Below are 20,251 nucleotides of genomic sequence, written 5' to 3'. Positions count from 1 at the left end.
CAATGAACTTCCATAATAATGTAAATTTTATAAACGGTGAATATGTTGCGTCTAAAGCGAGCGGCATCATTGAAATACTAAGCCCCTCTACGGGTAAAAAAATTGGTGAAATACCAAAAGGCTGTATAGAAGATGCGCAGTATGCACTTGAGTCAGCGAATGTAGGCCAGAAAAAGTGGGCTAAATTGACAGCTCGCACACGTCAAAATATATTGCGCGTGTTTGCTAATAAAATTCGTGAAAATAAAGATATTCTTGCACCAATGCTTGTTGCAGAGCAAGGTAAATTGCTATCAGTTGCACAAATGGAAGTCGACGTAACAGCGACTTTTATTGACTATGCATGCGACCATGCACTTACTATTGAAGGCGATATTTTACCTTCAGATAACGAAGATGAAAAAATATACATTCATAAAGTGCCGCGTGGCGTAGTTGTTGGTATTACTGCGTGGAATTTTCCGCTGGCATTGGCTGGTCGTAAAATTGGACCTGCGTTGATTACAGGTAACTCTATTGTATTAAAACCTACCCAAGAAACACCTTTAGCAACCACCGAGCTGGGTCGTTTAGCAAACGAAGCGGGGATTCCTGCTGGCGTGCTAAACGTTATTAATGGATCAGGTTCTGTTGTTGGCCAAGCATTGTGTGAAAGCCCAATTACTAAAATGATCACCATGACAGGCTCTACTGCTGCAGGTAAGCAAATCTATAAAACTAGCGCAGAATACATGACGCCTGTAATGCTTGAACTTGGCGGTAAAGCCCCGATGGTTGTTATGGCAGATGCCGACCTTGATGAGGCTGTTGAAGGTGCGCTTTGGGGTCGCTTTGCTAACTGCGGGCAAGTATGTACCTGTGTTGAGCGTTTATATGTTCAAGAGTCTGTGTACGATGCATTTATGGCTAAATTTATACCAGCAGTAAAAGCACTTCGTGTTGGGGATCCTATGAACCCAGATACACAAATGGGGCCTAAATGTAATCAACGTGAAATAGACAACATTGACCACATTGTTCAACAAAGTATTCAACAAGGCGCTTCTGTCGCCACTGGTGGTAAAGTTGCTTCTGTTGAGGGTTTCGAAGGTGGTTGTTGGTACGAACCAACGTTACTTGTAGACGTTAAGCAAGATAACATTGCAGTACACGAAGAAACTTTTGGCCCAGTACTCCCTATTGTAAAAGTTAAAGATATGGACCAAGCAATACAGTACTGTAACGACAGTATTTATGGCTTAAGCGCCTATATATTCACTCAAAACTTTTTTGATATTAATAAAGCTATTAACGAATTAGAAGTGGGTGAGGTATATATTAACCGTGGTATGGGTGAGCAGCATCAAGGTTTTCATAATGGCTGGAAACAAAGTGGTTTTGGCGGTGAAGACGGTAAGTTTGGTTTAGAGCAATATCTAGAAAAGAAAACCGTTTACTTAAAAGAAAAATAATATAATTAAACAACAATCTCCCTGGGTCGTTGATTTATAAATAACAAAGCCGATAATTTATTATCGGCTTTTTATTTTGTTCATAAATTATTTTAAATTTATGCTTATGTCACCATTAGGCTTGCAGCAGCACAGGAGTATTTCGCCTTCGCGCACAAACGCCAGTGGCTCTTCGTTATACTCGACGTTACCTGACACTAACGTTGCTCTACAGGCGCCGCAGTAACCTTCGCGGCATTGGAATGCAACGTCTATTTTCATTGATTCTAAGCACTGTAAAACAGAAGGGCAGCTAGTGGTAAATTCTATACACTGGCTGTTTTCTGCAAGCGTTATGCTTGCAGTAGACTTGTCACTCATTATAAATCAAAGTCACCAAATTCAGAGGCATCTACTTGCGAGTCGATTTGACCAACAAGGTATGAGCTAATTTCTGCTTCTTGTGGTGCTACTTGCACGTTATCAGACACTAACCATGAATTGATCCATGGGATAGGGTTACTGTTATTTTCAAACTGTGCTGGTAAGCCAATAGCGGTCATACGTGCGTTAGTAATGTACTCAACGTACTGACATAAAATATGCTTGTTTAGACCAATCATAGAACCATCTTTAAATAGGTACTCTGCCCATTCTTTTTCTTGCTCTGCGGCTTCTACAAACATTTTAATAGCTTCGTCGCGGCACTGAGCTGCAACAATTGCCATTTCTGGGTCGTCTTTACCGTCTTGCATAATATTTAAAATATGCTGAGTACCCGAAAGATGAAGTGCTTCATCACGCGCAATAAGCTTAATGATTTTAGCGTTACCTTCCATTAATTCACGCTCAGCAAACGCAAACGAACACGCAAAGCTTACATAAAAACGAATGGCTTCAAGAATATTTACCGACATCATGGCAAGGTAAAGTTTCTTTTTAAGTTCGAACAAATTAACGATCACTGTTTTGCCGTTAATTTCATGCTTGCCTTCACCGTAAAGGTTGTAAAGCGATACTGAATTAATTAAGTCATCATAGTATGTGGTTACAGCATCGGCGCGTTCGCTGATTTTATCGTTGCTAACTATGTCATCAAAAATAAGTTCAGGGGCTTGTGTAACATTACGAATAATATGCGTGTACGAGCGGCTGTGAATCGTTTCACTAAATGCCCACGTTTCTTTTATGGACAAGAAATATAACCTAAGTTATTTTTTAGATAAGTAACTGATATTTAGTTATTTCAAGTATGATTTGATAGTTTTAGATGGATAATAAAAATATTGCTAATGTTCGAGTTGTTGCTCATACTATGGACATTCATTATATAATCAAAAGTGCCACTTTGAATTTTAAAAAATCAACTTCTTATATTGTTCAATGGACGAGTTGCGCTGAATTTCCTGAACGAGAGTTTCCTTTAGTTTACTTATGTAATGGTACATTGTCCTATTCTTTACTTTGCTATATAAATCATTTGTATAAAACGAAGCGAGGTAAAAATACTACTAAACTATATGATTTGTTCAGGGTCGTAGGTGACCTAACTCAGTATTGCCTTCATCGTTCAGATATGATTTCAAAATGGGAAAAGCATCCACAACAAATGCTCTTATGTTTTTTCGAGGATTTATATTGCGGTACAGTAAATAACACTTGTTTGTATGGTTTAAGTTGGGATGGGGTAAGCTTGACTACGATAAGAAAATTGATAAATGAGTTTGACCAATATGCTGCCTATGTATCTAATTACCTAGATTACAACATACTTAATATTAGAGATTTATTTTCAGGAATGTCTGCACAGGGAAATAAATTTTTTAAAAATAATACCTATTCGTTATTAGAGCACTTAGACCTAGGCTCCAAAACAAATAGTTGGAATAATAGTGGGGTCACTTATGAACATGATCCTAAAATGGTGTTTCATAATAGTAATTCAAAGTATTCGTTCTTCCCTCCTGATAAACTTGAATCCCTACTGGATAGAACAAATGATATAAATCAAAGAGCATTATACTTGCTCTGTGCTTTCACTGGGCTAAGGGCTAGTGAGGCCCTTAACATTATGGTCACTGATATTGTTGCAAGTGAAACAAGTATTATTTGCAGTGACATCATTTTATCACCTCCTCATAGTAAAACGTATTGTCCAACTTCGAATAAATTAATCGATAGGAAGCAAGTTTTATTGAATTTCAAACTAGATGATACCAGTCATATTTCTTTAGACAAATCCACACTAAAGTATCTCAATGACCCTAAACCGAGAACTAATGCTGTGGGGAAGTACCATTTAGGTTGGAAAGGAATATCAGTTCCCTACGGTGCAAATTCAAAATATGGATACACTTTAGATTGGGTTAATGATTATGCACGAATGGCTTTTGAAAGATTAATACCTCATTTACTTGAACAATCAAGATTAGGTCATCCATATTTATTTTGTTTAAATACAAACGGTACACCTTTAACTTATAACACTTATTATAGGAGGCTTAGTCGTGCCTCTACTGAATTATGTGGGGAAAGTTACGGTACGCATTGTTTGAGACATTTTTGTGGTTTCTATATAGCGAATACCCTGAAGAAAGGTATTGATTTCGCGAAAGTAATTCTCAGACATAAACGGCATAGCTCGACTGCAATTTATTATAATTTGCAGGATGAAACATCTAGAAATTATTTGAGTCAAAATTTGGCATTTAAACAGGCGAAAAATACAAATTGGCAGTCACAAGACTTCAAATGCTTAGCTAATTTATCGAAAATAAACTAATAGTAGGGCAGGCATGGATCTCTTTAATGAATGGGAAGAAATAGTTAATTCAAACCCTTTAGAGTCTGTAAAGTTCACGACAGACCTCAGCTTCTTAGTGTGTGATAAAGGCTATAGTTCAGGAAATACTGTACTTTATAATAACTCCCATAACACAGTAGTTATAAATATAGATAAAGTTACCCATGTTGGTGGGGTTGTAAATTTACTAAATGAATTCTCCGAGTTAATTTTAAAGCAGAGGCTAGAATCAGTCGCAGTTGATGGGTGTATAACAAGAGATGCATATAATAACTTTCCTTCAGTTAATACATATAATGAACTAGTAAAAGCTGGTTTTAATATAGATGCCGCATTATCTGAACAAATCAACTTTATTTATAATCTAGAATTTGAAGTAATATCGTCTAAAAATAAAATTAAAAAAGGTCTCACAACTCACCAACTTTCTATTTTGTGGATTTCGTGGGAGAAGACATTTGAAGGGTATTCAGATATTGAAATTATCAAGTGGTTAGTATATGCGACAAGGCGTACTTTCCCTACTTTACCAAGTGATACAAGGAAGCCTCTAAAAGGATATAAGAGTGTAGCTGGCATATTAAAGTCTCCAATAGGTAAACTGACATCAATACTCAAAGTTAAAGAATCTGTTGAAATCGCTTACAGTTGCATTGAACCTATTGAAGATACTTTAGACGACTATCTGAGAGCATTTAAAAGAAAATGTAGCCGAGTTCCTATTTCTGATGTTTTTAGAATACTTAAAGCTAGTTTAGGCTCACTACTCCTATTTTTAGCTAATAGAAATTATCTCTTCTTACCTTATTTATTTTCATATTCGACAAACAATATAGTCACTAAATATATGTCAACAGATTCTGACTCTCTTATATCTATCTATCTAAATTACATCGGACAACTTGATATTAAAGATATGACTGGTCACCGATTATCACTTCGTGGAGTCGTATCTTGTTCAAACATTATAAAAATTCAAGATATCCCGAAGGATTTTATACTTGATATATCAGGTAGTTATCGTGATTTCTATAGAGCTAAAGGCTATTCAACCGGGGGCGTTTCCTTAGGTGCATGGCGGAATCTTTTTGAGTATATCGAAAATGAGGATTGGTTACGTGATCATGGTCGTTTCAACCGAACTGATTTTAATAAAACATCAAATAGAATGCTCAGGACACAGCACACTCTTTTGGAAAGCGCTCAATTCTATTTCATGAAATTATATACTGATGAATCTGTTGTTGAAAACCTTAAAGAGTTTTCTAGAGGTAAGTCAAAGTCGGTAATAACCTCTTTGAACAAGTTTGGGGCTTGGATTGTCGAAGAGTCCATCAATTTACCAATTGGAAATTTACGCGAAATTAAAAATAATTTTATTTATTCAAATGGAGAGAAAAAAACTTCACTCCGACGTACTTTATTTGAATATTTAGATCAAGATGAGGGTTCTTCTAGCTTATACACAAAACAAAATGATTGGAGTAATATTAAAGCGTTCTTTGTCTGGTGGTCAAAGAAGGAGTCGATTGAACTTGGAGAAAATGTAGCTAGTCCTGTTATTGAGAATAAACCATTCGGTTCCCCTAGTAAAAACTCAGTAACGACTCGTGAATCAATGCCAAGTATATTACATAGCTTTTGTGTAGAAGTGTTAAGTCGTAACAACTATGAATTATATCGAGATGGCCTAAACCGTAAACAGTTAAGACTTTACAACTTCGAAACAAAATCGGTAGATAGTGATGTTTTTGACGCTACAATACCGAGGTGTTTACATATGCTACTGTCTCTTCCTGTGAGAGGTATGCAGGCTCGATGGTTGGATGAAGGCCTGTTAGATGATTATATCTGGGATTACGATCTTCAAAAGTATGTAAAAAACAGTCACCCACTTAGTCAATTTATTTATCCTAATGGGAAAACTCATACTCAGAATTTTGGACGTACGGGAGTATTACGTTCAAAGTCGAGTGAAGGAAATGAAGATTTAAATATTTTCATAAATACAAATAAAACTCAAAGTAGATTAGAGCTTTTAAGTGGTGGGAAAAATATAGGGTATGAAATCCCTTGGCCAACTAATACGGATAATGAAACACTTAATGTTGTTTGGCGTTTGTTAGATGAACAAAAGAAGTTTAATAATAAGTACTCTCCAGCAATAGTCATGCCTTGTAACCAAAGAGATGAAAGCCCTTTTATATATTCAGGCCTAAAGATAAATATACCATATTATACACCGCTATTCAGGAGACGAACTGAGTCAGTCTCGAAATTAGATGCACTCAATAGAGATCAATTATTGATGCCAATTACTTCTGATAGCATAACCAAATTATTTCATAAGGTACTGACAAAAGCTGAAGATCTTTATAAAGACAAGTATCCTCAATTTAAAGACTCATATATAGCATTTAGTGATGATGGTCTTTCTAGATATGATTTACACTCATTGAGGGTTTACGGTATTACAGACCTACTAGATAACGGAGTACCGCTTGAAGTTGTTCAAATGATAGTTGGCCACGCATCTCATATTATGACTTTATATTACTATAAGAAGTCTAGAGAAGAGTTCATGAAAATTTTAAGAGATGCAAAACAATCAACCGGTATTTCAATAGCTAATGAACGGGAACTATTGAAAAATGGTGGTTCTAATGATGAAGATTTAATTGCATTATTTGATGTTGTTGATGAGTGGAATGTTGAGGGTATTTATAAAGCTAGACCTAACTTCAAAGATGGTGGACGTGATCAAGTTATTAATGGTGGCATTTGTTCGAGTTTTAACTGTGCTGACGGTGGAATTGATGTCAGCTATGTTAAGGGTGGGGTTAAAGTTGAATTGAGTCGTGTTGTGGGAGGTGATTTTAATTGTGGTAATTGTCGATATTTTAGAACTGGGCCTCGATTCCTCGCAGAGCAGATATATTATTTTAATATTATAGGTATGGAAATAAAAAAATTACTAGATGAAAGAGAGCAACTGATTGAAAAAGCCAATACATATTACGATAATCCATCGCTACAAGATGGTCATATCATCGCTGAACGATATGAAAGACAAGCTGATAAATTAACAAAAACTCTAGCATTTAAAGTGACTGAATCTAGGCGAAGAAAAAAGTTAATTGATGAGTCTGTATCTCTTGCTTCGAAAAACAAGAACCTTCCACTGAACTTGAATTCTGATGCACAGCCTGATGGTGTTAATATTGAAGAGATGAGTTTATTTGATGCTTGTATGGAAGTTACTACGCAGGCTGTAGTATTAGGTTTAGAAGACTCTAATTTGGAGTTGTCTTCGCAATACTTAGAAAAGTTTTTATCAACAGTAGCATCGTTATCAAAGCAATCGAACCCACTCCACCTCATACCCGATGAGAATATAAAAAAAATAGCAATACTTTATAAGTTATATGATGTGTGTGAAATGATGGGTAGAAAGATTACCGATGAAGAGTTCAGTTCACCAGAACTCTTACTTCAGAATTTAGGTACAGAAAAATTCAATGCTTTAGGTACAAGCTTAACATCCATTGAAGAGTCTTTAATCGAGGTCAATTAAATGAGTAATATTACACAAGATACTTTAGATTTTACTAATGCAAAAGTAAACGCTTTAATTCAAGATACTAATAACAAAAGAGTTAAAAATACTCTGGAAGAATTAAAAGAAGTATGTAATAAAATAATAAAAGAAGGGAATGAAGTCTCACCTATAGAGATTGAAAAATATACTCAGTTTGGAAAAAGAAAAATTACAGCACAGTTTATCTATAATGATAGGCAAAAAGCGGGTAATTATAAGGCTTTGCTCGATTTATATGAGCAACTAGGAATAACTAAAAAGGCAGATAGTTCGATAAAGGGTAAATCGAAGACAGAGTTTCCGCTAACAGCTCAAATCATTATTAATAATTTGAATAATAGAAATAGAATGTTGGAAAATATTTTAAAAGAACAATTTTTGATACGTGAAGCATCTACTGGGATTTCAATACAAGAGCTTGTTGAAGCAGGATCAAGCGGCGATGATTCCATAGATATAGATAGAGCCTCTACATTGATATCTGATATTCAAAGATTAGCTATAACAACTATATTTCATGAGTTGCTTGATAGAGATTGTGACTTGAAAGGGGAAGGGAATAGCCAGAGACTTGTCTGTTCATTGAGTAAACAAACGATATTAAAGCCAATTAGCTTAAAAGCCCTTAATAGTTTGATTTAAATTGCACTAATTTATACGGCTAAAGCTTAATTGTATTTGTTTGACATGTGGACCGCTGAATATGAGTATATGTATGACTGTGAGCTACAGGAAAAGAAGGCTTAGTAAGTTATTATAGATCTTAAATTATCTATTCTAGTAACCAGTTAATTGCCTAGTCATTAGGCCTAAAATCATAATTAACAAATAAGAGTTATTAACCTCAGAATAGTTGTGCGCGTAGATATCTATAAACGTGATCAATATTTTCTTTGTTGTCTTTTAACATAAATTCTAAAGCCGATAGGTTTTCAAAAGCTTTATTCGGTCTTCTAACCCAAGTATCAGCTTGGATTTTTGAGTGAAATAATATTCTAAAAAATTTATATATACCGATTAAACACGTAATTTTCTAATTACTTCAGAATTTAACTCTATAAAATTCCCATTTTGAACATTTAAAAAATGTCTCGGAGGTAACCTTATTTGACTTACTTGATTCATGTTTCATACTGGCTCCACCTTAAGATATGTACCTAAATATTGTATAACCTCTTTAACTAACGTTGTTTCTCACTGTCGAGATTGGTGGAAATATATCAACAGTATCGCAATCTAACAAGTTCATTATTTCATATATTCTTTCACATGAGACAGCTACAGCGCCAGATTCAATTCTGCTGACATAGGCTTGTTCTACATTTAATAGATGAGCTAGATCTGCTTGGCTCCAATCTTTTTTTACACGTGCTAGTTTTATATTTTTACCAATCATCTTTATTACTGACCGCATTCTATTAGGACCCGAATCTTAAAAAAGATAATAATCCCATATTGTTAGTCACTCACATATGTACTATAGTACATATTATATGTATTATAAGTCATAAAATGAGAAGGTTCATGGATTTAAATCTGGATTCATTTTTTCACACTGTGATTAGTATGAGTAACGTAGATCACTTTACTATGAAAGAGGTAAGTGTCGGTTTTTGTTGTTTGACTAAAACAGAACATTTTGAGCTCTCAGAAATAGAGAAAAAAGTGTCTGGCTATGTAAAAAAATTGCTTAAAAAAGGACAGTTAGAAGAGTCATCAATTGCAAATAATAAGTTCAAAACTTATAAAAAAACTCGTTTATTTTATGATAGTAATGACATTACTAAGACAAGAGCTTGGTTGTTAACTGAGTTTATTAAAGATTGTCGAGCACAAAGAGCTAGATTTATTTTTGAAATGTTCGAATATGACAAAGCCCTTGAGGCGTATTCTAAATCATACGCAAATAGTCATGATTTAGAAGAAATAATGAAGCCTGCTCATGAATTATTAAAAAATAAATCTAGCCTTCTTAAAAACAAAATAGGGGTTATAGATCAATTAATTGAGCTTTATAACAAAGAAGTCCTATTAGTACTTAAATCTGACTATTAATTTGTAATAATTTTTGTCTACTAGTCTATGGGCATATTTAATTTTGAGGAAGTCATATGCATAATATTGTTCTTGGCTATTTCTACTTTTGGTTTTAATTCCTCCATATTTTTTAGCTTTAATAACAGGGTATTTAGTTTAATAATACTGACTTGCATGTCCGTAAGGAAATAATATTAACTAAATTAGCTTAAGCTAACCATTTAAAGTAATTACTGTTTAACAAGTATATCATTTAATGGTATTAATAAATTATAGGGTTAATATTTACCCGAACATCTCTATGTTTGAAATTAAATAAATAAGTATGGTGAATTGATTGTCGATTAAAATGACTAGATCATATTTTTAGCACTGTATGAAGTAATAATATAAAAGTGAGGATTAATATTAATGCTGGCAACAGAAGAAACAAATTTAACAGACTTAATTTCATTGCTCAACTACGGTGTAACTATCCAGTTAGAGCTTGCTTCTGGGTATATTTCAATAGACGATAAAGATTTCCCTCCATATGAAGCAAGTAATGGCATAATATATCTTATTGGGAAAGCTAGAGATGACTTTGATATGCTGTGTGAAAAACAGGCTATTGGAGGTGTGAATCTAGATAAACCTTATTTAGTTGGTCTTTGTTTATGGGATACAAATTTACACGGGATACAGTCCGGAGAGGGAATTCTATTGGCCAAAAAGTTTGGGATTGGCAAAGAGTTCATTGATGATCTTGTTGTACTTGATTACGCTGTCGTTAATTAAACCTAGGAGTTGTATTAGTTTAGCGGCTGCTTTTGCAACTAAGTTGGCTTTATGATGAATTAGCATTCAAATTGGGATAATAATATTGATAGTTCATGCAAAGAAGTACTAACATTCATACATTAGTTGTGCCACTGACACCTTACATTGACTGCTGATGAAAATTCAGCAGGTGTTTCATATTCTAAAATAAAACGGAACTTTTATAATTATCAAATGAAAAATATTTGGATATTGACGATTCAATTATTTAATAGGAAAAATATACAAAAGGAAATGCAACCAAAACGATAGATGTCATTATATGCCAGAATAATTTTACGTCTAAATAGGCTTTAACAGCAATTACAGGCATAAATAAGAACTTTACAACGCTTGATACTGTTGTGTAGACAGAAAAAGATGATATTACTATATCACTGAATGTTTTAGCTATTTCAACATATCCTAAGTTAAAAATAATATCGGTATATAGACATATAAGCCCCGCGATTGAAAACAATGACACTACTTTATTTACAAAGCCTTCAATTATATCTCCAAATCCGGGCTCGACATAACCAAAAGCCAGTCTAACAAATCTGCCAGCTTTAGTTGACTTCCATAAACCATTGATTATAAATAATAATTTTTTTATCTTCATCACTGCTCACAAGTAAATACTTTAAACTTAACACATTGTTATGTTCTGGTTGTGATGATGGTGGTCAATCACAAAAGTCATAATCTCCTCCACATTCACCGGGCATATGCAAATAGCTGTAATTGGAACTATGGTCATTTGTTAGGAAAGCCAATCGAATAATAGTCAATATAATGTGGCCCTCTCCCTATAACAGAGAGAAATACTCTGTGAAATAAAAATTTTAATATTTTAAGGTCTCTAATCAACTATATTTGATTACCTTCTTCATAATCACAATCTGTAAATGCACCATGTAGAGTACCGTAACAATTAGTATTATTAGTAAAAGATTTTTTTGGAATTGATATACAAATTATTATCGGTAAAGTTGGTAAATGCTTCAAGCATCGTGATAATCCACTGAACTCCCTTTGCCTATTAACAATTAAATACATAGAAAATCATGCCATACTTTTTTCGATATCACACTAATTAATTAAATATTAAGAAGTTAATTGATATTTTCATGCTACTAAGCATTAGATTATCTTTAGTTTAAGCTGGGAGGAATCAATGCTCTTAGCTCAATTATTTTAATATAGTATCAAGAACAATTAACTTTGGTATTTAACTAATATCAATGCTCGATTACCGATTACCGATTACCGATTACCGATTACCGATTACCGATTACCGATTACCGATTACCGATTACCGATNCGATTACCGATTACCGATTACCGATTACCGATTACCGATTACCGATTACCGATTACCGATTACCGATTACCGATTACCGATTACCGATTACCGATTACCGATTACCGATTACCGATTACCGATTACACGAGCAACCCGGTAAATGTAACTTATTTGGTGCCGAGTAAATTATGGTAAGACAAAGTATTAAATTAATTTTATAAAAAAACTCCATATTTTATGGTCCATATGATGAGGCTGTATAGGAAAAAGTTGTTACTTTTGATAAATATTGTAAACTAAATAAAAAATTAATAACTTTGCTTCAGGACTTTTATTCACTCGGGATGCTAAGTTAATTCGAATGGAATCAAATTGATGCACTATGTATTCACGAACACTGAACGAAATAATTTTAAGGCTTCTGTTTTCGAGACTAAATCCCTTCTTTATCTAGCTACTCAAAGTCCAAAATATAAAAAAATCAGTATATTAACTATTGATTGTTTTAATGATGTTTCTGGGATGTGCGATGAAGAAAATTTATGGGATATACAAGCCAAAAATGAGAAAAATCTTACTCCTAGAAAAATTGGGAAATATTTGATAACACTTTATAATAACTATATATCTGAATTCAAACCTTTTTTTAAAGAGTTTATTTTCTTTATGCCTCATCTTAAAGAAGATTATGTAGAGGAACCATCTCTATCTTGTTACGACATTAAAAACTTTAAAGAGACCCACAAACAAAAATTAATTGCAGGTTTAAAGGCTAAAGCAAGTTTAAGTGATGATATAAATTTAAAAGGTTTTTTTGATAGAATTCTATTCGTAGAAGATCGCTCTGAAGAAAAAATGTATGTAAAAGGTTTGATGCGTTTCCAATCATCTAAACTTGATGATGATAAGTTTTTCAAAGCTATATTTACCGAAATAAGAGATAAACAAACTGCACTAAAAAATTCAGAAATTGAAAATATAAGAATCGAACAACCAATTGATGTTTTAACACTAGATAGAAGCTTAAAAACGGAACAATTGCAGGTGTTTGTTTTAAACCGTTTTGTCGGTGGTGATGTATTTAGTAATTCCAGGAAGTGCCCTGCAAGTTATATCCGATTCACGAGACGGTTTCATGATGAAGATGATATTGAGGATCACATATATGAGCAAAATGCAGCTCTAAGCAGAGCATTCTTTAATAAAAATAACCAAATAAATTTCTGGTGCTTATTTGAAGCTATATTCAAAGAGTTTTGCGAAGATAAAAATAAGAAAGTTACAGATGTTGTGAGTAATATTCGAACAAATTTAATAGATAAAGTTGAACATATGGACTCTGATTCGACCCTCTTTTTAGTTGCGATGGTAAGGGATGGACTGATAAATGATAATTAAAAAATTTGCATTTGGTAATAAATCTGAAGCATTTGTAGAAGATCGATTTGGTAAAAATCTAAATATTATTTTTAGCAACGATAACAATAAAGGCAAAACTCTTGTCATACAGGGCTTAATGTTTACTTTAGGTAATGAACCTATTTGGCCTGCAGGTTTCGAACAAGCAAAATATTATTTCTTTATTCATTTTGAAATGCACAATCGAACGTACAAAATACTTAGAAAAAAAGATACTTTTACTGTTTTGGTTGATGATGAAATTAATATTTTGGAGTCGCTTTCTGATTTTAAGTACTATTTCGATAAAAACATTTATAAGTTACCTGAAATCGTTCACCGAAGCTTTCCTAAATTAGTCGATTTAAATTTGTTTTATCAATTATTCTTTGTTGGACAGGACAAAAGAGATACTTCTTCGATATTTAATAGTGGTTTTTACAATAAAACTGACTTTATTGAAATGTTATACGCATTAAAAGGCATAACTGGGATTGAACTGTCAATTGAACAGATAAAAAAAATTAAGGATTCATTAGCTCAACTTCGTAGTTCAGAAACGAAGTTGGTAAAAGAAATTGATAGATTTAAGATCAGTAAAACAGTGTTACAAAATGTGAAATCCTCGGCTAACTTTAAGTTTTACAAAGAACAAGAAGCTTTACTGAAAACATTAAATAATAAAATTACTGAATTAAGGAAGCAAAGAAATAGGGAAAGTAGTCGTATAAATAAGTATTACAATCTGCAAGCTGAATTAAATTCTTTAAATAGAACCATCAGTATTGGACAAGTTAATTGCAATGACTGCGGAAGTACTAACATTACTTATAAATCGAAGGAAGTAACTTTTGATGTAAGTAACAAACAGGTAAGAAATTCTATTTTGGTTTCTGTCGATAAGAATATCCAAATAAAGAAAGAAATAATATCTCGCTTAGATTATGAAATTAATAACACTCAATCAGAAATAAACAAAGAACTTATACAAGTCACCCCCGAATTAAGAGACATCATATTATTTAAAGATGAACTAGAAAATTCTGGTAGCCTAGACAAAGAGCTAGATAAAAAACAAAAAGAAATTGAAACATTAAAGCAAAAATTACATGACTCTAGCTCAAAACAACAAGGATTATCAGTCCAACAAGGTCAGCTTATTAGGACCATAATAGAAGTAATGAATATGGCGTATAAGCTAATCGATGAAAATGGCATTCAAGTATTTGACAGTTTATTTACAAGAAAGTCTATTAATTATTCAGGCAGTGAAGAGCAAGAATTTTACTTTGCTAAATTATATGCCTTTCATTTTATATTTAAACATGAGTTTCCGCTCATAATTGATTCTTTTCGGGACAGAGAGTTATCTACTGATAAAGAACTTAAAATGATTGAAATATTTGAAAGTATTGGTAATCAAGTAGTAGTGACTTCTACATTAAAAAGAGAAGAGTATGAAAGTGAAAAGTATGAGTCTTATAAATCTTCAACTGCTTTGGATTATAGTTCTCATAGAGATAGCCAGATATTAAGTCAGAAATACATACTTCAATTCAATACTCTTTGTACTCAGTTTAAAATCGTTGGCTTTTAGTCTGATATTAAGCAGAGCTATCAAATTAAAAATAAAAGGAGTAACCCATTAGAAAACTCCGGTTAAGCAGGCGATATTTTTATATGTATTTGCTCTGACACATCAAGTTGACAAAAGTGTGAGTTACCCGTTTTGATAAATGTGTCGAATCTTTAAATCAAAACGAACAAAGAGGTAGCTCTCATATTGCATACTAACAATCTAAGCATTATTAATTAAGGCACTTGGCTTTCGTCTCAGTCGTCGTTTAACACCAATGCCAGCCCAGTTTCTGAGAGTGCTTACACACTGCGTTATAACAAGTCTGTGGATTATGCTTTCACATAAACAACACCAATTAAAGGTTGATTCAACAACAAGCCCTGCAAGCTCGTCTTTATAAAGGGCTAAAAAAGATAAAATGACAGAATATCATCATTTAAACGCTTGCTGCTAAGCATTTCACCTTGTTCATTAATGAAAGCAATTACAAATATGAACCTATTCATTAAAATCTATAGTCAGATACGGACTTCTACAAATAAAGGAATAAAATTTCATAAAACTGCATCTACTTGCATTTTATTTACAAATTCCTTTAGCCGAGTATTGTAACAACCCTTTTTTCATAAGTTTTAGCAGACTCTAGTTTAATTATTACGGAATGCATTGCAAATTTTAACTTCGTTAGTTTCATCCAATTTTATTTGTGAATAACATTATCTAATCACAATTTATGATTGGGATATCTGACACAAAGTGTTGTGTAGTACGGCGATAAAAAAGCTTGTTTGATGTTCCATGATTTTGTGATCTTTTCACTTTCTATTTCTATTTCTATTTCTATTGCGCTAATACCGCAGCGATAGAAGCGGGTGTTAGATTTAAAAATATCATTAATAACATGTATAACAGCATCTGCTATGACACTTGTATCAGATGTACGTATAGGAAAATCATAGAGCAAAGATTTTTATAATACACATCCTCATGTGGCGAGCTTGGAGCGAATATAACGAGTCGTTTTACTAATGACTGCTGTTCCAGTAGCTTACGTTCAACAATCACTACGTGTATCACAAGGGCTGATTTTAATGTATTTAAATCACTCACTCTTTCCTCGAAACTTCTTGTAGAGTAGATTTCTTTTTTATTCTGTTTTACTTCACCCCAGCTCAAACAGGCGATGCCATTGAGTTCGCTTACAGTGTAGTGGTCAACTACCATAATATTTGTATACCACCCCATTATTACCAAGGGTCCAAGTCTATATTAATAAATAAACCATTTTATTTAAATTTATCTCTTACCACTCTATATATTGAACTCTTTCATAGTTATAGGCATATTCATACGAAAGAATAATTATCAGGTAACTCTATGAAATTAATAATAACCTTACTACTTATAATATTAGGTATCTCAAAGGTCTTAGCTGCAAATCAAGAAATCGAATCATTTAGTAAAGCGAAAAAGATTTTAGAAAAGCAAGTTTATAACAATCACCGAAGTACGCTGTACTGCGGTGCTGAATTTGATTCTCAGAAAAAAGTAACAGCACCAAAAGGCTTTATCACGACTAAGTATCTTAAGCGTGCCAAAAAAGTTGAGTGGGAGCATATTGTGCCTGCGGAGAACTTTGGCCGTACTTTCAGTGAATGGAGAGATGGACATAGTCAATGTATTAATAGCAAAGGGAAGCTATTTAAAGGTCGAAGATGTGCGGAGAAAGTTAATACTGAGTATCGCCTTATGCAGGCTGACATGTTTAACCTTTATCCTGCTATAGGTGCAGTTAATGCGTTAAGAAGTAATTATAACTTCACTATGCTGCCCTCAGCACAAAGTGATTTCGGTAGTTGTGCGATGAGGATAGATAACAGAAAAGCAGAACCGCCTGAATCAGCTAGAGGAGAGATTGCACGTACTTACCTTTATATGGAGGGCGCTTATAAACGTTATAATATGAGCTCATCACAGCGAGAGCTAATGAATGCGTGGGATAAAATGTACCCTGTAGATGACTGGGAATGTACTAGAGCAAAAAAAATATCTAGCTTACAGAAAAGCGAGAACAATGTAGTTAAAAGTAGGTGTGAAGTGAGATAATTCTTACAAGGTCTTTTCAATAAACAAGCCTTTTCAGTCTTATAAATGAAATAGAGTGCTTCTGTAATCGGCCTTAAATGATCCTCGATTGACTACAGGCAGTCAATCGATAGCTCTTATATATGAACATCAAGGTGCAATCCTTAGTCTAGGTTTATTAGTTTTTATTTCTCGATACCTGATGACAAATCCCAAGTAATTTAATAGGCTAGGGCACTATATAAAAAGCATCGGTAGCTCAGAGCTAAAACTACTCAAGGAAACGTAATGTCCGAATATTGTTTTTTTACCCCAGAGTCTCAGGCACTAGCTGAATCAGCTAACCTCAAATATTTATTAGAACTATTTGCAGAAAATAACAAAAAGCAAATTTATGTTTTAACTCGACCATTATCGAAAGAAGATCTCACTTATGATTATGAACAAGGATTTGTAATTTTTGCTTCGGGCTATAAACCATGCTTTGTTGATACTGGAAGTAATGTAGATAAATTTGAAGAATTCGTCGATGATTTTATAGATGACATAGCTTTTTTGTCAGAGAAATTTGAATATCGTAAGAAAATTGGTAGAAAAAAGCATTGGCGTGAGCTAATCGAAATTACAGAGCATGGTGACTTAGAGCTTACCTCTCTAAAGCTAGAAAATCCGAGAGATAAAAGAATTGCAGATCTACTAACGTCTTTGGTTATAGGAAGTATCAATGATGTAAACAGAGTCAACCTTGATGCAAATAATCTGCTTGACAGTATAAAGTCTAAGATTGTTCTCTTTGATACAGATCAAACAGGTTTTGTATTTAAGATGAATACGAATAAAAGGTTTATGATTCAGGGTTTAGCTGGTTCTGGTAAAACAGAGCTTCTTCTGCATAAACTCAAAGAGGTCTATTCTAATGAGCAAGAAGCAAGGATAGCTTTTACCTGTTTCAATAAGATACTTGCCTCAAGTATGAAAAGCCGTATTCCAGAATTTTTTAACTTTATGAAAGTCGAAAAACAGATTGATTGGGAAAATAAGCTTTTTTGTTTCCATTCATGGGGAAGTGGTAGATATCCAAATTCAGGTATGTATCGCTATATTTGCCATATGTATGGAATACCGTTTGGCACTTTCGCAGCAGGAAGCTTTGATCAGTTATGCAAGCAAGCTATAGAAAACATAAAGAATAATCGCTCCAATGAAGATCACGAATACATTTTTGATTATGTTTTTATTGATGAAAGTCAGGATTTCGGTGAGCATTTTGTAGAGTTATGTGAATTAGTAACTGAGAAAAAAGTGTTCGTTGCCGGTGATGTATTTCAAAATATCTTTAGAACAATTGATGACTCAGTTAGTCATGCTGATTTAGTTTTAAAAAAGTGCTACCGAACAGATCCTAAGAATTTAATGTTTTCTCATGCTCTAGGCATGGGGTTGTATGAACAGCCAGTGCTTAGGTGGCTTAAAGATAATGAATGGGCTGCGTGTGGATATAATTATAAAGAAGTAGATACCCGTGCAATTATAAGTAGAGATCCATTACGCAGATTTGAAGATCTCCCACAAGAATTTTCATCTACATCAATCCATTTATCGCAACGTAATCAAGGTCTTTCTGATTCAATTTTTTCGGTTATAAACCAAATTCAGGATCGACATAAAACTGTAGAAGCCGGAGATATAGCTGTTCTTTTTTTAGATAAAGCTAATTATATCTATGATGAAATGACAAAGCTATCTGGTAAAATTATCGAACGGTTAGGCTGGCCTGTGAATATATCACACGAAACTAAAACTAGTGATTCCGCTAAGTTTTTCATCTCGAATATCAACAACGCGAAGGGATTAGAGTTCCCTTTTGTTATTTGTGTTGCAAGAGACCTTCGAGTCAATTCATCTTTCCGTAATGGTCTATACACAATGATGGCTCGTTCATTTCTAGAGAGTCATTTAATTTTAGGGACTAGAACAGACGCTAACTTATTAAAAAATTTAAATGAAGGCTTAGAATGCATTAATAACAATGGACACATGAACCTTCGAATCCCCACTAGGGAAGAAATAGAGAACCAGCAGGATTTAATCGTATGGCTAGAGGAACCTTCTATAGAGGATAAGGTGACCATATACTGTGAAGAGAAGGGGGTTAGCCCTAGACTCAAGGCAAAATTAATCCACAGAATGACGGAAGTGATGGGCGATGAGGATTTTGACGATGAATATTTCAATGCAATCATCAATGTTGAGTTCAAACGCTTCGAAAAATTATGAATACGTATTATTTTAATGATATCCCCGCATATCTTATAGACAAGTTATGCGCGGTAAGAACCCCATTAGATAACCTATGGAATATCTTAACCATTATAGAGGTAATTAATTCTCACCCTGAATTGAGAACAATCACTCCTCAAGATGGCTTTGATATTGCCGTATTTACGAAGGATTTACAACGGTTTGTCGTCAATAAAGATAGTGGATATTTCTCGATGGCTAACCCTTTCCAAGTCAACTTTGGTAATGACACAATCTCGTTCAATTGCGATCAAATGGCAGAGCCAGTTAGTGGACTATTTATAGCTGTTATGAAGAACGCGATTCAAACTGTTCGTGAGTCAGGTCATTCCTATGACGATATAGTTCTATCAATTCATCAAGGCTTTGAAATTGATTGGAAAGAGATATCGAAATACATAGATGCGTTTGTGTCTATTCTTTCTGAGGATCATGGCTATTTTAGGTTTGATGATGATATTGACAACGTTAATGGAGACATCCACCCTAGGTATCATTTTGACGTATTCTTTAAAAATACCTGCTCGCTAAAAATTGGCTACGATAGACCAGCAGAGTTACAGTGTTTTTTATCACTAGCAGATAAAACACAATCAAAAAAGTACTTAGTAGACTCTGCTAGGGTTAAATAAATGCATAACAACTTTATTCAAACAGTTTACAAGCTACTTCATGAAGAAGAGTTTAACTAATCAACAATAATACGAAATTCCAAAAGTTAATAGGGTCAGGGAGCTTCAAATCTCCCTTGATTCCTCATGTTTACCTCGTACTTCGCCCCTCGAATACTTCAATATTGTAGTGGTCAATAAAATTTGGCCACAGTTTTAGAATCTTGATATCTAACCTCAGATTCATTTGGCGCTAAACCGGCATTATAATGATGCGGCCTAACGTTGTTGTAATATCCGTTGAT

General features: G+C 33.7%; 16 protein-coding genes and 1 pseudogene. 11 read left to right on the top strand and 6 right to left on the bottom strand.

The features are described from left to right. Positions 1–2 precede the first annotated feature (2 nt). A complete protein-coding gene (gene aldA / locus I6F49_RS04390; protein ID WP_166419025.1) occupies positions 3–1,451 on the top strand; it encodes an aldehyde dehydrogenase in 1,449 nt (482 codons plus the stop codon). A gap of 87 nt (positions 1,452–1,538) precedes the next feature. Here aldA and yfaE read toward each other — a convergent pair whose 3' ends face one another. Together yfaE and nrdB are read right to left on the bottom strand one after the other, a co-directional pair. Further along, the gene (yfaE, locus tag I6F49_RS04385; RefSeq protein ID WP_197178675.1) at positions 1,539–1,811 is read right to left on the bottom strand and encodes a class I ribonucleotide reductase maintenance protein YfaE; all 273 of its coding nucleotides are present in this window, start codon (positions 1,809–1,811) and stop codon (positions 1,539–1,541) included. Continuing rightward, positions 1,811–2,614, bottom strand: a pseudogene (nrdB, locus tag I6F49_RS04380) (class Ia ribonucleoside-diphosphate reductase subunit beta); the annotation flags it as partial. The gene yfaE and the pseudogene nrdB, both read right to left, overlap by 1 nt. Before the next feature lie 86 nt (positions 2,615–2,700). Here nrdB and I6F49_RS04375 point away from each other — a divergent pair. The 3 genes from I6F49_RS04375 to I6F49_RS04365 are packed head-to-tail and all read left to right on the top strand — an operon-like array spanning position 2,701 to position 8,473. Then, complete coding sequence (locus tag I6F49_RS04375) at positions 2,701–4,212, top strand: tyrosine-type recombinase/integrase (RefSeq protein WP_197178673.1); 1,512 nt, start codon at positions 2,701–2,703, stop codon at positions 4,210–4,212. Positions 4,213–4,225: 13 nt separating this feature from the next. Further along, complete coding sequence (locus tag I6F49_RS04370; protein WP_197178671.1) at positions 4,226–7,807, top strand: VPA1269 family protein; 3,582 nt, start codon at positions 4,226–4,228, stop codon at positions 7,805–7,807. Next, positions 7,808–8,473: a hypothetical protein gene (locus I6F49_RS04365; RefSeq protein ID WP_197178663.1), complete on the top strand. Its 666-nt coding sequence runs from the start codon at positions 7,808–7,810 to the stop codon at positions 8,471–8,473. A gap of 202 nt (positions 8,474–8,675) precedes the next feature. On the opposite strand, the gene I6F49_RS20625 is transcribed toward I6F49_RS04365, so the two are convergent. Together I6F49_RS20625 and I6F49_RS04355 are read right to left on the bottom strand one after the other, a co-directional pair. Next, positions 8,676–8,825, bottom strand: coding sequence for an antitoxin Xre/MbcA/ParS toxin-binding domain-containing protein (locus I6F49_RS20625; RefSeq protein ID WP_442961244.1), 150 nt, complete (start codon positions 8,823–8,825; stop codon positions 8,676–8,678). A gap of 183 nt (positions 8,826–9,008) precedes the next feature. Beyond that, positions 9,009–9,227 carry a helix-turn-helix domain-containing protein gene (locus I6F49_RS04355; protein ID WP_231615031.1) on the bottom strand — a complete coding sequence of 73 codons (219 nt, stop codon included), beginning with the start codon at positions 9,225–9,227 and terminating at the stop codon, positions 9,009–9,011. Between the two features lie 128 nt (positions 9,228–9,355). Between I6F49_RS04355 and I6F49_RS04350 the strand changes: the two genes are divergently transcribed. Both I6F49_RS04350 and I6F49_RS04345 read left to right on the top strand, forming a co-directional pair. Beyond that, entirely contained in the window at positions 9,356–9,886 is a 531-nt protein-coding gene (locus I6F49_RS04350) for a hypothetical protein (protein WP_197178661.1), read from the top strand. 393 nt (positions 9,887–10,279) lie between these two features. Then, on the top strand, positions 10,280–10,645 hold the full coding sequence (locus I6F49_RS04345; protein WP_197178659.1) for a hypothetical protein: 366 nt from the start codon (positions 10,280–10,282) through the stop codon (positions 10,643–10,645). Positions 10,646–10,895: 250 nt separating this feature from the next. On the opposite strand, the gene I6F49_RS04340 is transcribed toward I6F49_RS04345, so the two are convergent. Then, the gene (locus I6F49_RS04340) at positions 10,896–11,288 is read right to left on the bottom strand and encodes a hypothetical protein (RefSeq protein WP_197178657.1); all 393 of its coding nucleotides are present in this window, start codon (positions 11,286–11,288) and stop codon (positions 10,896–10,898) included. Positions 11,289–12,344: 1,056 nt separating this feature from the next. Between I6F49_RS04340 and I6F49_RS04330 the strand changes: the two genes are divergently transcribed. Then, entirely contained in the window at positions 12,345–13,370 is a 1,026-nt protein-coding gene (locus I6F49_RS04330; RefSeq protein ID WP_197178654.1) for a hypothetical protein, read from the top strand. Then, positions 13,360–14,967, top strand: a complete 1,608-nt coding sequence (locus I6F49_RS04325) for a hypothetical protein (RefSeq protein WP_197178651.1) — start codon at positions 13,360–13,362, stop codon at positions 14,965–14,967. The genes I6F49_RS04330 and I6F49_RS04325 overlap by 11 nt, the downstream gene beginning before the upstream one ends. A gap of 900 nt (positions 14,968–15,867) precedes the next feature. Here I6F49_RS04325 and I6F49_RS20620 read toward each other — a convergent pair. Continuing rightward, a complete protein-coding gene (locus I6F49_RS20620) occupies positions 15,868–16,173 on the bottom strand; it encodes a DinB/UmuC family translesion DNA polymerase (RefSeq protein WP_442961243.1) in 306 nt (101 codons plus the stop codon). Positions 16,174–16,326: 153 nt separating this feature from the next. On the opposite strand from I6F49_RS20620, the gene I6F49_RS04320 reads away from it, so the two are divergent. The 3 genes from I6F49_RS04320 to I6F49_RS04310 all read left to right on the top strand — a co-directional run bounded on the left by I6F49_RS04320 (position 16,327) and on the right by I6F49_RS04310 (position 19,967). After that, entirely contained in the window at positions 16,327–17,055 is a 729-nt protein-coding gene (locus I6F49_RS04320; RefSeq protein ID WP_197178650.1) for an endonuclease, read from the top strand. Between the two features lie 267 nt (positions 17,056–17,322). After that, positions 17,323–19,311: a DEAD/DEAH box helicase gene (locus tag I6F49_RS04315; RefSeq protein WP_197178642.1), complete on the top strand. Its 1,989-nt coding sequence runs from the start codon at positions 17,323–17,325 to the stop codon at positions 19,309–19,311. 218 nt (positions 19,312–19,529) lie between these two features. Next, a complete protein-coding gene (locus tag I6F49_RS04310) occupies positions 19,530–19,967 on the top strand; it encodes a hypothetical protein (protein ID WP_197178640.1) in 438 nt (145 codons plus the stop codon). Positions 19,968–20,251 lie beyond the last annotated feature (284 nt).

It is taken from the genome of Pseudoalteromonas sp. SWN166, from assembly GCF_015864485.1.
In the GTDB taxonomy this organism is placed as follows: Bacteria; Pseudomonadota; Gammaproteobacteria; order Enterobacterales; family Alteromonadaceae; genus Pseudoalteromonas.
This window is presented reverse-complemented; position numbering and strand designations above follow the sequence as displayed.

What these genes read in the sequence shown, in the direction of transcription:
- aldA (WP_166419025.1), top strand. Translation starts at nt 3, where the DNA reads ATGAACTTCCATAATAATGTAAATTTTATAAACGGTGAATATGTTGCG.
- yfaE (WP_197178675.1), bottom strand. Translation starts at nt 1,811, where the DNA reads ATGAGTGACAAGTCTACTGCAAGCATAACGCTTGCAGAAAACAGCCAG.
- I6F49_RS04375 (WP_197178673.1), top strand. Translation starts at nt 2,701, where the DNA reads ATGGATAATAAAAATATTGCTAATGTTCGAGTTGTTGCTCATACTATG.
- I6F49_RS04370 (WP_197178671.1), top strand. Translation starts at nt 4,226, where the DNA reads ATGGATCTCTTTAATGAATGGGAAGAAATAGTTAATTCAAACCCTTTA.
- I6F49_RS04365 (WP_197178663.1), top strand. Translation starts at nt 7,808, where the DNA reads ATGAGTAATATTACACAAGATACTTTAGATTTTACTAATGCAAAAGTA.
- I6F49_RS04355 (WP_231615031.1), bottom strand. Translation starts at nt 9,227, where the DNA reads ATGATTGGTAAAAATATAAAACTAGCACGTGTAAAAAAAGATTGGAGC.
- I6F49_RS04350 (WP_197178661.1), top strand. Translation starts at nt 9,356, where the DNA reads ATGGATTTAAATCTGGATTCATTTTTTCACACTGTGATTAGTATGAGT.
- I6F49_RS04345 (WP_197178659.1), top strand. Translation starts at nt 10,280, where the DNA reads ATGCTGGCAACAGAAGAAACAAATTTAACAGACTTAATTTCATTGCTC.
- I6F49_RS04340 (WP_197178657.1), bottom strand. Translation starts at nt 11,288, where the DNA reads ATGAAGATAAAAAAATTATTATTTATAATCAATGGTTTATGGAAGTCA.
- I6F49_RS04325 (WP_197178651.1), top strand. Translation starts at nt 13,360, where the DNA reads ATGATAATTAAAAAATTTGCATTTGGTAATAAATCTGAAGCATTTGTA.
- I6F49_RS20620 (WP_442961243.1), bottom strand. Translation starts at nt 16,173, where the DNA reads ATGGTAGTTGACCACTACACTGTAAGCGAACTCAATGGCATCGCCTGT.
- I6F49_RS04320 (WP_197178650.1), top strand. Translation starts at nt 16,327, where the DNA reads ATGAAATTAATAATAACCTTACTACTTATAATATTAGGTATCTCAAAG.
- I6F49_RS04315 (WP_197178642.1), top strand. Translation starts at nt 17,323, where the DNA reads ATGTCCGAATATTGTTTTTTTACCCCAGAGTCTCAGGCACTAGCTGAA.
- I6F49_RS04310 (WP_197178640.1), top strand. Translation starts at nt 19,530, where the DNA reads ATGGCTAACCCTTTCCAAGTCAACTTTGGTAATGACACAATCTCGTTC.